This window comes from Thalassospira sp. SN3W, from assembly GCF_038070535.1.
Taxonomy (GTDB): Bacteria; Pseudomonadota; Alphaproteobacteria; order Rhodospirillales; family Thalassospiraceae; genus Thalassospira; species Thalassospira xiamenensis.
Genome location: NZ_CP121124.1, coordinates 1,157,316 through 1,172,398, shown reverse-complemented (window position 1 = coordinate 1,172,398; position 15,083 = coordinate 1,157,316). Strand labels below are relative to the sequence as shown.

The window sequence follows — 15,083 nt, the reverse complement described above, 5'->3', positions numbered from 1 at the left end:
GAAATAGAAAGAATCGCTTTCTTTCGGTTCGGACCCTACGCCCGTGTTTAAAGCAATTCAAGGCAGTTTCGCGCCTTTTGCGGGTTCTTTGGGATGAAAACGGCCCGTCGCAGCATCCGATCCGAAAGTCATGACGATTTAACGCGATAGTCCGGTGCCTGTTCCGGCATTTTTTGTCCTGACGTCTCCTGACAACTGCTGACAGCAGTTGTCAGGGCTGGGGGTTGCGATGTTGTCGCGGTGGCCTATAACTATAGGCATGTCGAAAAAGGGATCGATCCGATGAACGCGCCGATACATGACGGCTTGCCGGAATTCTTGCTGAAACGCCGCCCGCCGGTTGCGGGATCGCGGGAATTCAAGCTGGTGACGGATTACCAGCCCGCTGGTGATCAGCCAAAGGCGATTGCCGAGCTGATGGAGGGGATCACTCGCGAAGAACGCGATCAGGTGCTGCTGGGGGTGACCGGGTCGGGCAAGACCTTTACCATGGCCAACATCATCGCAAAGACGCAGCGACCGGCCCTTGTACTAGCTCCGAACAAGACACTGGCGGCACAGCTTTATTCGGAAATGAAGGCGTTTTTTCCGGAAAACGCGGTCGAGTATTTCGTATCCTATTACGACTATTACCAGCCCGAAGCCTATATCCCACGCTCGGACACCTATATCGAAAAAGACAGTTCGATTAACGAACAGATTGACCGGATGCGACATGCGGCAACGCGCGCGATTCTGGAGCGCAATGACTGTATCATCGTGGCGTCTGTTTCCTGCATTTACGGTATTGGCGCGGTCGAGACCTACCTTGAAATGACACAGCGGATTGCGGTTGGCGATGAGGTTGATCGCAACCTGATCATGAAGCGGCTGGTCGAGTTGCAATATACCCGCAACGACGCCGCATTTTCGCGCGGGACATTCCGGGTGCGTGGTGACGTTCTGGAAATCTTCCCGGCCCACGCCGAAGACCGGGCATGGCGTGTTTCCATGTTTGGTGACGAGGTCGAGGAACTGGCGGAGTTTGACCCGCTGACCGGGCACAAATTTGCCACCATGGACTCGGTGACCGTCTATGCCAATTCGCACCATGTCACACCGCGTCCGACACTGGTGCAGGCGATGACCGGCATCAAACAGGAGTTGAAAGACCGGCTGGCGCAGTTCCAGCAGGAAGGAAAACTTCTGGCGGCCGAACGGATCGAGCAGCGCACGATGTTCGATCTGGAAATGATGGAAACCGTGGGCCACTGCAAAGGGATTGAAAACTATTCCCGCTGGCTTTCGGGCCGCAATCCGGGCGAACCGCCACCGACATTGTTTGAATATCTGCCGGAAAATGCGTTGCTGTTTGTTGATGAAAGTCACGTTGCCGTGCCGCAGATCGGCGGCATGTTCAGAGGTGACTATAATCGCAAATTCACCCTGGCCGAACATGGCTTCCGCCTGCCGAGTTGCGTGGATAACCGCCCGCTTAAATTCGAGGAATGGGAAGCCATGCGCCCGCAAAGCGTGTTTGTGTCAGCAACGCCGGGCAATTGGGAAATGGAACGCACGGGCGGTGTATTCACCGAGCAGGTCATTCGCCCGACTGGTCTGATTGATCCTGTTTGCATCATTCGTCCGGTGGAAACACAGGTCGATGATCTGCTGGCCGAGGCAAAGGCATGTGCGGCCAAGGGGCAGCGTGTTCTGGTCACGACGCTGACCAAACGCATGGCCGAGGATTTGACCGAATATCTGCATGAGCATGGGGTGCGGGTCCGTTACCTGCATTCGGATATCGACACACTGGAACGGATCGAAATCATTCGCGATCTGCGGCTTGGCGTGTTTGATGTTCTGGTCGGCATCAACCTTTTGCGCGAAGGTCTGGATATTCCGGAATGTGCGCTTGTTGCCATTCTGGATGCGGACAAGGAAGGTTTCCTTCGGTCGAAAACATCGCTGGTGCAGACCATCGGGCGTGCGGCGCGTAACATTGATGGCCGGGTATTGCTCTATGCCGACAAGATGACCGACAGTCTGGAATATGCGATTGGCGAAACCAACCGCCGCCGCGAAAAACAGATTGCCTATAACGAAGCCAATGGCATCACGCCAGAATCGGTGCGCAGCAAAATCCGCGATGTTCTGGAAAGCGTTGCCGAGCATGATTACGTCACGGTCGATACCGGCGTTTCGGGTGATGTCCTGATCGGGCACAATCTGCGTGCGCATATCGAAGACCTTGAAAAACGCATGCGTGAAGCCGCTGGAAACCTTGAATTCGAGGAAGCCGCCCGCCTGCGTGACGAGATCAAGCGCCTTGAGGATCAGGAACTTGGCCTTGCCGATGCCGGGCCGATGGCACGCAGTATTGGGACCGTCGGGCCAGGGTCAAAATCGGCCAACAAGTCGAAATACAAGGGGCGTCGACGCAGCGGACCTTGAGGCCTGTTCGTCTGGATAGTTGTCTGACATTTCAATGTAATCATATAAGTTGAGTCTAATTGAATGGCCTTGAATTTTTAGACTAAGGAAGCAGCCTTTCGTTGAAATCGACCAGCTAGCCGGTCTGCCGGACGGAGACGCTTTTGCCGGGCTTTGCGCACCGCCTGATTGCATTCTGTGCCCTGATTGTTTTGTGCGGGGGCGGGAAGGCTGTCCTTGCCACAGAATTGCTGGTTGCAATAAACGATGCGCCGCCTTACCGCATTGTTGCCGGGGAAGGGCAAGAGCCGGAATTTTCCGGCATATATGTCGAGGTTTTGAAAGAAGCAGCATCACGTGCCGGGCATACTTTGCGGTTTGATGTGGTTCCGTTCCGTCGGGCCCTTTATCTGATGGAAGAAGGTGGGGCGGATATCATGCTGGGACCGAACCGTTCGGCAGAGAGGGAGAAATTCATGTATTTCTTCGATGCCGCACTGCCCGACGAACCAAAAGCGATTTATCAATCGGCATTAACCCCGGATATCAGACAGATTGAAGAGCTGGCAGGCCAGCATGTCGGCGTGCTTCGCGGTGCGTCCTATATCGATGCGCTGTCGTCCGAAGAAAGTATCGAATGGGTGGAAGCAGCAGACTATCTCACACTGTTTCGGATGCTCAATCAACAGCATGTCGACGCGGTCATTGTGCCGGAATTGCTGGCAGCGGATTTGCTGAGCGACAAGAATCTGGCGGTGCGCAAGGCAAGTCTGGTGTTGCAGGGCGAACCTTCCCTTATCGGTCTGTCGCGTAAGTCGCAGTTCTTTCTCAGCCGGGAATATCGCGGTCTTGAGAAAGAACTGGTCAACATGCGCGACGATGGCACCTTTGATGATATTTATCGCCGCTACGCGGGATCGGGGTCATGAGGGCCACCGATCCCGTGACGTTTGGCCGTTACATGAACAGTTTTTCGTCTTCCATGCCCTTGTAAATATCCGCGACATATTCCTCGTAGCCATTGTAAAGCTGTGTCGGGACTTCGTCCCCGGTCGTAAGCAGGCGTTCCTGTGCCTGGCTCCAGCGCGGGTGGGGAACTTTTGGGTTTACGTTGGCCCAGAAGCCATATTCGCCGTCGTTAAGCTGTTCCCAGAAACTGACGGGGCGTTTGTCGGTAAAGGTAAATCGGACAATCGATTTGACGTTCTTGAAGCCGTATTTCCACGGGGTGACCAGACGCAACGGCGCACCGTTCTGTTTGGGAAGCGGTTCGCCGTAAATGCCGGTCGCGATCATTGCAAGTTCGTTGGTGGCCTCGCTGATTGTCAGGCCTTCGATATAGGGCCATGGATACCAGAACTGCCGCAGGCCCGGCATGGTGTCCTTTTGTTCCGCAGTTTGCATTTCGATGTATTTTGCACCTGAAAGCGGTTTGGCATAATCGACCAGTGCCTTCATCGGGAAACCTGTCCAGGGTACGGTCATCGCCCAGGCTTCCACGCAGCGGAAGCGATAAACGCGTTCTTCCAGCGGCATTTTGCGCACCAGATCCTCAAAATCGATTTCAATCGGTTTTTCAACCATTCCGTCAATCTTGACCGTCCATGGACGGATTTTCATCGCCTGGGCAGCATCGGAAATGAATTTGTGCGATCCGAATTCATAGAAGTTGTTATAGGTCAGCGCCTTTGACTTGTCGGTAATGGCGCGATCAACAACGTAAGCCGGATTGCGCATCGCCGGATAAAGATCGGCGGTGGGATCGGATCCCTGGGCCAGTGCGCGACCGATGGGCAGGCTGATTGCTGCGGCGCCGATTGATCCTGCAGCAATGCCCTTCAGAAACTGGCGACGGTTTTTGTAAACGGATTCCGGGGTCACATCGCGTTCGGCGATTTCCCAACCCTTTTTGCGGCGTATCAGCATCTAACCCTCCAAACTGGCTGTGTTCAATGTCGAAGGAAAAGGCGCTTTGGGCAAGTAACGCCTCGGTGAGGGGGGAGTGATGAGCATTTCTGATGTTGTGCAATTAAGCCAGAATGCCCGAAAACGTATCTTTTTTATGGTCATGTTTTGCATACGATCCCAAAACCGCGATGGATTGATCGTGCCAGATGATCGGTTGCAGGGTATTGTGATCTTAAATCAAACGATCCGACTGACAGGATCGACGATGCAGTTGCTATTTGGGGAACGAAAACGTGTTTGAATTCAAAGATATCGAGATCCTGCAGGATATCGTCAAGGCAGGGGGCTTTCGCGCGGCGGCCCAAAAATATGATCTGTCCCAGTCGGCGATTTCATCGCGGGTTTCCGCACTTGAAAAAAGGCTGGGCATCATGCTGTTTGACCGGTCCAACCGGCAGGTGCGTCTGACGGCGGCGGGTCTTCGTTTTCTTGAAGAAGCGCAGCGTTTATCGCGTGCACGCGATCGTATCTGGCAGGAATTGACCCATCCTGGGGAACTGAGCGGCACGGTCCGCATTGGCGTGGCGGAAACCATCGTCCATACGATTCTGACCGATATGTTGAACAAGCTCAAAGACGATTACCCGAAAGTCCGTTTCGAACTGTCGGTTGATACATCCGGCCAGTTGGCGATGACCATGGCCGACGATGCACTTGATGTTGCGATCATGTTGCGGGAATCGGTGCCGCAGGGCGCGGTTGCCGCCGCCCTTAAGCCGGTTCAACTGGGCTGGTATTGCACCGGATCGATGGAATTACCCGATCATCCGCTATCGCTGGCCGAGCTTGCCGAACATGCAATTGTTACCTTCCCGAAGGGAACGCCACCGTTTCGTGAGGTCGAAAGCATCTTTTCCGCACCCGATATTTCACCGCCTGCATTACATGGATCGGCGTCACTTTCGACCGTAAAGCACCTTGTTGGCGGGGGATTTGGTATTGGTGTTTTGCCGTCCCTGATGGTCACAAATTCCGTTTGGGATGAACATATTAAGGCAATTCCGGTGCAGGACGACGCCCGGCTGACCGACCTTCATTTCGTGATCAGTTACTTCCCGGAACGCAACCGCGAAATAGGCGAGGCGGTGATCGAGGCGGCCAGATTGTTCGATCAAACTGATCTATAAATTAGATCATAAATTGACTAAAATGATTTCTTGACAAGATCGGTTGAGTTTCTCAAGCTTATTGCGAGGCTGAGAACAGGACCGAATAAATGAACGCGACAAAAAGCGCATCTTGTTCCCCGACAACCGTTTCGGAATCTGCATCGACGATATCGCCACTGGCCTTGCGCCACGCAATTCGTTCCGGAAAACATCGGGGCACCACGACTGGCTATGCATCCGGGTATCTGCAGGGCAATCTTGCGATCCTGCCGGCAAGCCATGCCGACGAGTTTCTTAAATTCTGTGTCAAAAACCCGAAATCATGTCCGTTGATCGGCATGTCCGAACCGGGTTCACCGTATATTCCGGAACTTGGCACCGATCTTGATATTCGTACCGATCTGCCGGGGTATCGCGTGTTTCGTGGAACAATCGATTTTGAAAGTGTTTCCGATCTAACCGCGGTCTGGCGCGATGATCTGGTAACCTTTGTTCTGGGCTGCTCATTTTCGTTCGAGGCAGCAATTACGCGCAGTGGTGTGCCGCTGCGTCATATGGATGCCAACCGGAACGTGCCGATGTATGTGACCAATATTGCGACCACCCCGGCCGGGCGTTTTCATGGCCCGCTGGTGGTTTCGATGCGGTCCTTCAAACCCTCCGATGCCATTCGTGCCATTCTGTATTCTGATCGTTATCGTCTGGCGCATGGTGCGCCGGTTCATATTGGCGATCCGACCAGCATTGGCATTTCCGATCTCATGAAGCCGGACTTCGGCGACGAACCTGTCGTGAACGATGGGGATATCCCGGTTTTCTGGGCCTGTGGCGTTACGCCGCAAATGGCGATCCGCAATGTTTTGCCGGACCTTGCCATTACGCATGAACCCGGTCTGATGCTGGTGACGGATGTCCTGGCAGAAGCCGCGGAATTTTCACTACAGACAAAGACCGCCTGAAATCACAAACAAAACCCAGCTATCAGAGAGGACCATCTCATGAAAAAGACAGTATCATCGTTACTTGCCGTTTCGGCCCTTGGTGCAGGCATGATGGCAACCCCGGCCTTTGCCGAAGACCTTGCCGTTGTCGGCAGCTGGAGCAGCCTGCCACTGAACAAGCAGTTTGAAACACCATTCTGGACCGAAGAACTGCCAGCAGCATCGAACGGCGAAATCAATGTTCAGATGACCACCCATGATCAGATGGGCATCGGCGGCGGTGACGTTTTCCGTATCCTGAATGACGGTGTTTTCGATGTTGGCATGACGGTTGCCGATTATGCGGTTGGCGATGCCCCGGAACTTGAAGGCCTTGACGTGCCGCTGGTTGCCAATACCGCCGAAGAAGCGCAGGCAATGGTTGAGGCCGCCCGCCCGATGGTCGAGGATATCTTCAAGGAACGTTTCAATTCCAAGGTTCTGGCAATTGCCCCGTATCCGCCGCAGGTCGTTTTCTGTAAAGGTGACGTGACTTCACTTGAAGACCTTAAAGGTAAAAAGGTTCGTGGTTCGGGCCGCATGACCACCAAGTTCCTTGAGGCACTGGGTGCCAACGGCGTCAATGTTGCGTTTTCCGAAGTGCCGGGCGCGCTTGAACGTGGTGTAATTGACTGTGCCGTTACCGGTGCCGGTTCGGGATACAGTGCCGGTTGGTGGGAAGTTTCCGACCATCTGATGACCATTCCGCTTGGCGGCTGGGACCCGGTCGTAACAGCGATGAATTTCGACAAGTGGAACAGCCTGTCGCCGGAAATGCAGAAACTGATCACTGATGAAGTCAATTCCAAGTTCGAAGCCCCGGCATGGGCCGCGGCCGCAGGTGCGCTTGAAGCCGACATCGCGTGTCTGACCGGTAATGGAACCTGCCTGGCGGGTGATCCGGCAAGCATGACCCTGGTTGAGGCATCTGATGCCGATCTTGCCAAGGCCAAGGAAATCCTGACGACTGTTGTTTTGCCGGAATGGGCCGAACGCGCCGGTGCGGACTGGGTTAAACGCTGGAACGATACAGTTGGCAAAACCGTCGGTGTTGCCGTACCTCTGAGCTAAGCAGAAAACCAGCCGGAGGAGGCCGCAACCGTGACTACCTCATTGATTGCGGCCATCCGCCGCATTAACCGCATGATCGCGTTGCTTGTCGGACTTGTTCTGACAGGCTGCGTAATCCTGATCATCGCAGATATTCTTTTGCGTGAAGTCGGCATTTCCTTTGGGGGTGCGGATGAAATATCGGGATATGTGATGGCCGGGGTTGCCAGTTGGGGCATGTCGTATGCCCTGACGGAACTGGCGCATGTCCGCATTGACCTTATCCGTTTGCGCCTGCGCCAGCGTGGCAAGGCGATGCTTGATCTTCTTGCGATCATTGCCCTTGCCGGAACGTCGATTGTTATTGCCGTTCAAAGCTGGCCGGTTCTGCAAAAGACGATTGAGCGCGGGTCACGCGCCAATACCCCGCTTGAAACACCGCTATGGATACCGCAATCGATCTGGCTTTCCGGCTGGATATGGTTTGCCGTGTGTTCAAGTGTTCTGGTGATCCTGACATTGTCGCTTCTGGTCAAGCGTAACCTTGAGCAGGCCGACGCGCTTGTTGGTGCGCGCTCCGAACTGGAGTTGGAAGCATGATCTTTACAGTTACCGCATCGCTTCTGGGGCTTTTGGCCCTGTCCATTCCGGTCGGGATTGTTCTGTTCCTTCTGGGGTTCGGGGTCGATCAGCTGTTTTCGCCTTTCCCGCTTTTGCGCGGGCTTGGGCAGGTGGTCTGGTCATCGTCGAATTCATCAACCCTGATCGCCATTCCGTTCTTTGTGCTGCTTGGGGAAATTCTGGTGCGCGGGGGCATTGCCGAACGCACCTATGAAGCCCTTGATAAATGGTTTTCATGGCTTCCGGGCGGATTGATCCACGCCAATATCGGTACCGCGACGATGTTTTCGGCAACGTCGGGGTCATCGGTGGCGACGGCGGCGACGGTGGCAACCGTTGCCATGCCGCAGGCCGAAAAGCTCGGTTATGATCCGAAACTGTTTTCCGGTGCGATTGCCGCGGGTGGGACGCTTGGCATCATGATCCCGCCTTCGATCAACCTGATCGTCTATGGCTTCCTGACCGAAACATCGATCCCGCGTCTTTTTCTGGCCGGGTTGATCCCGGGGCTTCTGATGGCGGTGGCCTTCATGATGGTCACAGCGATCCTGTGCAAGATCAAGCCGACCCTTGGCGGCACAAGCCGTTCATTCACCTGGTCGGAGCGGATCGGCAGCCTGCAGCATCTTCTGCCGATTGTGGTTCTGTTCCTTGTGGTGATCGGGTCGATCTATGTCGGTTGGGCAACGCCAACTGAATCGGCCGCCGTCGGGGTTGCGATTGCGATGCTGATTGCGGCATTCAATCGCGGTGTTTCGCGCGAAATGATCGAACGCTGCCTGTATGGCACGGTTCGGATCACCGCGATGATCATGCTGGTGATTATCGGGGCTTATTTCCTGAACTTTACCCTGACCGCCGCAGGCATGGGGCGCGAGCTCAAGGATCTTCTGACCGGTCTGAATTTTTCGCCGATGGGGACTTTGATGGTCGTGATCCTGCTTTACATCGTGCTGGGTTTCTTCATTGAAACCCTGTCGCTGATGGTGGCGACCATTCCGATCATTGTGCCGATCATGACCGGCATGGGATTCGATAAGGTCTGGTTCGGAATCCTCCTGATCGTTCTGATCGAGATGGCCCTGATCACACCGCCTGTCGGACTTAATCTTTACGTTGTGCAGGGCGCACGCAAATCAGGTCGATTGTCCGATGTGATGCTGGGCGTCATTCCGTTCGTTCTGGTGATGCTTGCCATGATCGCCCTGCTTGTCGCGGTGCCGTCCGTCGCCCTGTTCCTGCCCGACATCCTTTGATCCGGTCGGGATAAACACGCGCGACAACACGCATCATGTCTTGATCTTTTGTGCCTTCGGGGCGGACCGGGAAACCGGTTCGCAACCGCCAGATGCGCGCAAAATTTGTAAAAATCAGAATTTGGATAACGCAAATGCAGATGAATTTTATCCTTGATGGCGGTGCCGTCAGCTTTGAAATCGGCCATTGCACGGTTGCTGGCTGGACCGGTCGCGATGCCAAGGCGATCCAGCATCACATTGACGAACTGGCCGCCATCGGGGTCAAACCGCCTTCGACCGTGCCGCTTTATTACCGCACATCGTTTGGCATGCTGACCCAGGCACCGGTGATCGAGGTGGTTGGCAAAGGCACATCGGGCGAGGTAGAGCCGCTGGTGATTGCAAAGGATGGTGTTTTGTATCTTGGACTGGCATCCGATCATACCGACCGCGAACTTGAAGCCCATTCGGTTGCACTGTCAAAGCAGATTTGCGCCAAGCCGGTCGCCAACACGATCTGGAAATTTGACGATGTTGCCGATCATCTGGAACAGATCGAACTAAAATCCTGGATCCGTGAAGGCGACAGTGATGAATGGGTTCCATATCAGGAAGGCACGATTGCATCGATCCGTCCGCTTTCCGATCTTATCGAAGGTTCGGGGCTAAAGTCGGCAGGGGCCAGTGGTAAGGCGGCTGCGATGCTGTGTGGAACTTTTGGTGCGAAGGGCGGGGTGCGTCCGGCACGTTCGTTTAAAATGGCGATGAATGACCCGGTACGGGGGCTGAGCATTACGCACAGCTATGACATTGTTGAATTGCCTGAAATCGCCTAGGCTCGGTTTCAGAAAATTTCCATAAAAATCAGAACGTAACGGAGGCAGCCCGATGGGTGCGATCATCGACAAGGCAAAGGCGGCAATCGACAGGGTCTATCAACTGGGCGATTTGGCAGCCAGGATTTTCACCGAGTTTGACCGCGACCGCATTTTGCGTGACGCCGCGGCGGCCGAGGAACGCGTTGCGCAATCGGCAACAGCCTTGCCGTTGGCCGGTATGCTGGTTTCGGTAAAGGACCTTTACGACGAGGCCGGTGTGACCACCACGGCAGCATCAAAATTGTTGCAGGGGCGTCCGGCAGCAACGCGGGATTGTGAAACCATCGCGCGTATCAAGGCTGCCGGTGCCGTGCCGTTTGGTCGCACCACGCTCAGCGAATTTGCCTATTCCGGTGTTGGACTTAACCCGCATTACGGAACGCCGGGCAATGTGTTTGACCCTGAAGGCATTCCGGGCGGGTCGACATCGGGCGGTAGTTTGACGGTTGCGCTTGGTCTGGTCGATATCGCGTTGGGTACTGATACCGGCGGATCGGTCCGCATTCCGTCGGCGATCAACGGGCTTTATGGCTATAAGCCCAGCCGTTTGTGGATGTCGGGCGAAGGCATTCATCCGCTGGCCAAAAGCTTTGATACGGCAGGGCCGCTTGCCGGTGATTTGCAAACCGCCATAGCCGCATTTGAAGTCATGTCGGGCAAAACCGTCCCTGCACAGGATGGCAAACCCGCCCCGATCAAAATCGGTGTGCCGGCCCATGCCTTTGTGAATGATCTTGATGACCGGGTGCGGGCGGATTTTGATGCGGTTTGCAAAAAGCTGGCAAATGCCGGACATCAGTTGATCGAGATTGATCTGGGCTTTTTGGCCGAAAATGCCGTGATCAACAAAATTCTTGTCGCGGCCGAGGCGCATAAAATCTATTCACAGGATTTCAAGGCGCTTGAAACTTGCGGCGATCCGCGTGTTTTGAACCGGATGCGTTTCGCCGATACACTAAGTGCGGCAGACCTGATTGATGCCTATGCCAAACGGACCGACGTGATTGCGATGTTCAGTTCGGCCATGGCGGATGTCGATGTGATGATTTCACCAACATTGCCGATGATGGCCCCCAAGATTGCAGAAGTTGAGGCCGACTTTGATCGTTTGAATGCGATGATGTTACGCAATACTTCCTATCTGAACCTTTCGGATGCCTGCGCCATTTCAATCCCGGTTCCGGCTGGTGATGGTGTGGCACCGGGGGCGTTGATGATTGCGGCACCGCACGGGCATGATTTTGCGGTTCTGCATGCGGCAAGGCGGATTGATCCGTTACTGCGTGGATAGGGTTCGGTTGGCGAAGCCGGATACGAAGAAGGCCCGGAAATCCATCCGGGCCTTTCTTGTTGAGCACGACGTTTTGCGTCTTAGCTTTCCAGCAGGGATCGCAACATCCAGGCGGTTTTTTCATGGACCTGAATACGTGCGGTAAGCAGGTCTGCGGTGGCGTCATCGTCTGACGAGTCGCAGATCGGATAAAGCGAACGCGCGGTCTTGATCACGGTTTCATGACCTTCGACCAATTGCGCGATCATGTCCTTGGCGGCAGGTACGCCAGTTTCTTCGGGGATTGACGAGAGCTTCGAATAGGCCGAAAAACTTCCCGGTGCAAAGGCCCCCAGCGACCGAATACGTTCGGCAAGTTCGTCAATCGCCATGGCCAGTTCGGTATATTGTTCTTCGAACATGGTGTGCAGCGTCTGGAACATCGGCCCGGTCACGTTCCAGTGGAAGTTATGGGTTTTGAGATACAGCGCATAAGAATCTGCCAGAACGCGGCCCAAGCCGTCGGCGATTGCAGTGCGGTTGGTTTCATTGATTCCGATATCGATCTGCATGTTGTCACTCCGGTTAAATGGGGCACATGCCCGAAGGTTTTCTCTTTGTCTGCAAAGAGTATCAATCATTAGAAAACTTTACGCCAATCAATAGTTTAATGATTAGCGATAGATCAATTCTATTACTTTTTATGTGGTTTTTGTCGGGCACTGACGATCAGATCGGCCTGCTTCCCTGCAATTTCCTGCATGTGGGAGAAACTTCGCGTGAAAAAGCCAGTGCCCTGTGTGAGTGACCGTAATTCCATCACCATGTTGCCGGTTTCGGATGCTGGCATCTGCACGTCGATTTCGTCCCATCCCTGCCAGTCATCCTTGGCGCTGAACCCAAGGATCTGACCACGCCGGGTGCTGACCAGTCGCTGGGCTTTTGACGTGAATTCGGACGGAATTGAAATCGCATATCTTTCGATGGGTTCAAGCAGGACAGACTGCCCTTCTTTAAGCGCTTCGGCGATGGCGATGCGCCCGGCCATCTGAAACGCCTGATCGGAACTGTCGACCGCGTGATAGGACCCGTCAACCAATTCAACCGCGATGTCGACAACTGGGAAACCGAGCGGCCCGGAACGCGTGGCGTCACGCACCCCTTTTTCGACAGCTGGGATATATTGCCGGGGAATGGCCCCGCCGACGATCCGTTCAGTGAATGAAAAACCTTCGCCGCGTCCAAGGGGTTTCACTTCGATCTGGGCATCGCCAAACTGCCCGTGACCGCCGGTCTGCTTTTTATATCGCCCGCGCGCCTGGGCTGGTTTGCGCACGGTTTCCTGATAGGCGGTTTCAATAGGCCGGGTTTCGATTTCAAGGTGATAGCGGCTGCGAAGCTGCGCCAATGCGACCTGAAGATGGATATCACCCTGCCCCCGTAAAACAAGTTGTCCGGTATTGTCGCTATGGATGAAGGACAGCGACCTGTCCTGTTCGCACAGATGGCGCAAAGCCTCGGTCAGTTTGACGTCATCGCCGGGCTTGGTGACTTCCAGCCCTGTTTCATAGAGCGGGGGCAGAGGATCGGGCCACAGATTATCCATTTCACCATCGGTGGTGCAAAGCGAACCAGTTCGCAGATGATCAATGCGCGGCAGGCCGATTATGCTGCCAAATGTGCCGATATCGAGCTTCTCGTGCTTATCGCCAAAGACCTGACACATGCCCGCAATCTTGTCACGGCCTAGCGTGTCGCCATTCTTTAGCTGTCCCGAAAGGACGCGCCCATAACAAAACCGCCCCGCATGGGGCAGATGAACAGTTTTGAAAATCTGGACGGCGGCGACGTTATCTTTCGGCTCAATGCCCAGGCGATGGGCGCAGACATCTGCATTCGGGGTCTCGTGGCGCAACGCCTTTAACAACCGGATGATCCCGTGATCATGTTCGGCAGACCCGAAAAAGACCGGAACAATCAAATCCTTGGCCAGATCTCGTTCAAGATTGTCATAGATCGTTTCTGTTGCCGGTTTCTGATCTTCTAGAATCTGTTCAAGCAGGTTGTCGTCAAAATCTGCCAAAGCTTCGAGCAACCCGTCGCGGACTTCTGTTTCGCGATCCTTGGCATTGGCGGGCAGCGTGATCAGTTTCGACGGTTGCCCTTCCAGATATTGATAGGCCCGTTCGGAAACGACATCGACGAAACCGGTTATCGTATCGTCAGGCCCCTTGCCATCGCGGATTGGAATTTCACGAAGAACAAGTGGGCGTTCCGAAATTGATTGCAACGCATCAAGACTGTCGCGCAGGCGGATGCCGCCATGGTCGGTTTTGTTGATGAAAATCAGGTGCGGAATGCGGTTGCGATCAAGAAATTTCAGGGTCGGTGCGGCGATCATGGCACGTGTCGGATCGGGTTCGACCACGACGATCGCAACATCGCATATCATCGCGGCTTCGCGGGCATCCTGTGCAAAGTCGACAGAGCCAGGGCAGTCGATGAAGTGCCATTCCTCGTCAAGATAACGGGTTTGGGCAACGGTCATTTCGGTGCTCATGTGCCGTTCGCGTGCTTCGGCGGTTGCATCACCGATTGTCGTGCCATCGCGAACGGTTCCCTTGCGATGGACACGGCCGGTTGCGGCAAGGAGGCTTTCAAACAGGCTGGTCTTGCCGCTGGAATAGGGGCCGATCAATGCTGCGCATCGCGGAACATGCCGGGGGCCTGAGGCGGGATTTGTGGCGTCATCTTTGTCTTTTGTGTCTTTAGACGGGGGCATGGACATCTCCTTGACGCATCATGGGACGCATGGGACCGGTCCGCGCATGGAGGTTGGTTCTGTCATCGCCCGGTAATTTTTGGCGGTTCCATGTGCTGTTGCCAAGGTGGCAACCGGTCAGGACGTTTCGCGGGCCCGGTTTGTGCCGGGTCTGTTTAGTGCGTGATGTCCGGTCTGCGTTGGCATGCGGGGCAAGGAGCCGGTGCCGGGAGTTAATGCAGGTGCATGCTGAATTTCGGATTGGCACATTCAGGCCAATGTGAAACCGGACAATCTTCAGGATAGATCATTATTGTTCATTTCGCTATCGCGGGTTTGGAGTATCCGTGCCTCTTTTTGACCATAATTCGCCCTCAAATGGCCCTATGCGACCTGTTTTCCTGCCCTATTCACAAGGCAGATTGGTCACTGTCAGTCGAGGCAACGGCCAGAACCTTCTGTCCCCCCTCAAACGTCTTCTGGCCCGTTCTTTCATCTTCCCCCGAAGAAAGAACAATTGCAGACCTCGCTGATCGGTCTCCCCAAGACCATGAAGACCCCGAAAATGGGGCGGGTAAATCCCGCCCCTTCTTTTTTCCCGAACGGAAACAGGTTTTTCGCGGTTTCAGCTCCAAACTTTATTTTGCCCCAATTTGCCCCTGAATGGTCATTACCGGCCGGTTTTTACGCCCCAATTCAAGGGCATATTCACAATTGTCAGATGCGGAAACGCCGGTGAAGCGCCCCTCCCTCGCTACTCACCGGGACCTTTAAAATCACTGTCCCCCGCAGTGAT

At 54.7% G+C, this 15,083-nt stretch carries 13 protein-coding genes; 10 read left to right on the top strand and 3 right to left on the bottom strand.

Annotation, left to right across the window (positions count from 1 at the left end; translation table 11 throughout):
• Positions 1-282 precede the first annotated feature (282 nt).
• Together uvrB and P8T57_RS05160 are read left to right on the top strand one after the other, a co-directional pair.
• Positions 283-2,433: an excinuclease ABC subunit UvrB gene (gene uvrB / locus P8T57_RS05165; RefSeq protein WP_063093141.1), complete on the top strand. Its 2,151-nt coding sequence runs from the start codon at positions 283-285 to the stop codon at positions 2,431-2,433.
• Positions 2,434-2,576: 143 nt separating this feature from the next.
• A complete protein-coding gene (locus P8T57_RS05160) occupies positions 2,577-3,341 on the top strand; it encodes a transporter substrate-binding domain-containing protein (protein ID WP_341364806.1) in 765 nt (254 codons plus the stop codon).
• A 28-nt stretch (positions 3,342-3,369) separates the two neighbouring features.
• Here the strand turns inward: P8T57_RS05160 and msrP are convergent, their stop codons facing one another.
• Positions 3,370-4,338 carry a protein-methionine-sulfoxide reductase catalytic subunit MsrP gene (gene msrP / locus P8T57_RS05155; protein WP_110252758.1) on the bottom strand — a complete coding sequence of 323 codons (969 nt, stop codon included), beginning with the start codon at positions 4,336-4,338 and terminating at the stop codon, positions 3,370-3,372.
• A gap of 79 nt (positions 4,339-4,417) precedes the next feature.
• Here msrP and P8T57_RS05150 point away from each other — a divergent pair, with 79 nt between their 5' ends.
• The 8 genes from P8T57_RS05150 to P8T57_RS05115 all read left to right on the top strand — a co-directional run bounded on the left by P8T57_RS05150 (position 4,418) and on the right by P8T57_RS05115 (position 11,547).
• Positions 4,418-4,621, top strand: a complete 204-nt coding sequence (locus P8T57_RS05150) for a hypothetical protein (RefSeq protein ID WP_341364805.1) — start codon at positions 4,418-4,420, stop codon at positions 4,619-4,621.
• The gene (locus P8T57_RS05145) at positions 4,614-5,507 is read left to right on the top strand and encodes a LysR family transcriptional regulator (protein WP_341364804.1); all 894 of its coding nucleotides are present in this window, start codon (positions 4,614-4,616) and stop codon (positions 5,505-5,507) included. The genes P8T57_RS05150 and P8T57_RS05145 overlap by 8 nt, the downstream gene beginning before the upstream one ends.
• An 89-nt stretch (positions 5,508-5,596) precedes the next feature.
• On the top strand, positions 5,597-6,448 hold the full coding sequence (locus P8T57_RS05140) for a putative hydro-lyase (RefSeq protein WP_341364803.1): 852 nt from the start codon (positions 5,597-5,599) through the stop codon (positions 6,446-6,448).
• Between the two features lie 39 nt (positions 6,449-6,487).
• The gene (locus tag P8T57_RS05135; RefSeq protein WP_341364802.1) at positions 6,488-7,540 is read left to right on the top strand and encodes a TRAP transporter substrate-binding protein; all 1,053 of its coding nucleotides are present in this window, start codon (positions 6,488-6,490) and stop codon (positions 7,538-7,540) included.
• Positions 7,541-7,570: 30 nt separating this feature from the next.
• Positions 7,571-8,119: a TRAP transporter small permease gene (locus P8T57_RS05130; RefSeq protein WP_114109680.1), complete on the top strand. Its 549-nt coding sequence runs from the start codon at positions 7,571-7,573 to the stop codon at positions 8,117-8,119.
• Positions 8,116-9,396 (top strand): TRAP transporter large permease, encoded by a 1,281-nt coding sequence (locus P8T57_RS05125; protein ID WP_114093651.1) that lies wholly within the window; start codon positions 8,116-8,118, stop codon positions 9,394-9,396. Before P8T57_RS05130 ends, P8T57_RS05125 begins: the two co-directional genes overlap by 4 nt.
• A 134-nt stretch (positions 9,397-9,530) precedes the next feature.
• The gene (locus P8T57_RS05120) at positions 9,531-10,214 is read left to right on the top strand and encodes a DUF2848 domain-containing protein (protein WP_037987372.1); all 684 of its coding nucleotides are present in this window, start codon (positions 9,531-9,533) and stop codon (positions 10,212-10,214) included.
• Between the two features lie 52 nt (positions 10,215-10,266).
• Positions 10,267-11,547 carry an amidase family protein gene (locus tag P8T57_RS05115; protein WP_341364801.1) on the top strand — a complete coding sequence of 427 codons (1,281 nt, stop codon included), beginning with the start codon at positions 10,267-10,269 and terminating at the stop codon, positions 11,545-11,547.
• A gap of 80 nt (positions 11,548-11,627) precedes the next feature.
• On the opposite strand, the gene P8T57_RS05110 is transcribed toward P8T57_RS05115, so the two are convergent.
• Entirely contained in the window at positions 11,628-12,098 is a 471-nt protein-coding gene (locus P8T57_RS05110) for a Dps family protein (RefSeq protein WP_065701687.1), read from the bottom strand.
• A 122-nt stretch (positions 12,099-12,220) separates the two neighbouring features.
• The gene (locus P8T57_RS05105; RefSeq protein WP_341364800.1) at positions 12,221-14,308 is read right to left on the bottom strand and encodes an elongation factor G; all 2,088 of its coding nucleotides are present in this window, start codon (positions 14,306-14,308) and stop codon (positions 12,221-12,223) included.
• Between the last annotated feature and the right edge of the window lie 775 nt (positions 14,309-15,083).

Coding starts and splice junctions, on each gene's coding strand:
- P8T57_RS05135 (WP_341364802.1), top strand. CDS start 6,488: ATGAAAAAGACAGTATCATCGTTACTTGCCGTTTCGGCCCTTGGTGCA.
- P8T57_RS05115 (WP_341364801.1), top strand. CDS start 10,267: ATGGGTGCGATCATCGACAAGGCAAAGGCGGCAATCGACAGGGTCTAT.
- uvrB (WP_063093141.1), top strand. CDS start 283: ATGAACGCGCCGATACATGACGGCTTGCCGGAATTCTTGCTGAAACGC.
- P8T57_RS05125 (WP_114093651.1), top strand. CDS start 8,116: ATGATCTTTACAGTTACCGCATCGCTTCTGGGGCTTTTGGCCCTGTCC.
- P8T57_RS05120 (WP_037987372.1), top strand. CDS start 9,531: ATGCAGATGAATTTTATCCTTGATGGCGGTGCCGTCAGCTTTGAAATC.
- P8T57_RS05150 (WP_341364805.1), top strand. CDS start 4,418: ATGAGCATTTCTGATGTTGTGCAATTAAGCCAGAATGCCCGAAAACGT.
- P8T57_RS05140 (WP_341364803.1), top strand. CDS start 5,597: ATGAACGCGACAAAAAGCGCATCTTGTTCCCCGACAACCGTTTCGGAA.
- P8T57_RS05105 (WP_341364800.1), bottom strand. CDS start 14,308: ATGCCCCCGTCTAAAGACACAAAAGACAAAGATGACGCCACAAATCCC.
- msrP (WP_110252758.1), bottom strand. CDS start 4,338: ATGCTGATACGCCGCAAAAAGGGTTGGGAAATCGCCGAACGCGATGTG.
- P8T57_RS05110 (WP_065701687.1), bottom strand. CDS start 12,098: ATGCAGATCGATATCGGAATCAATGAAACCAACCGCACTGCAATCGCC.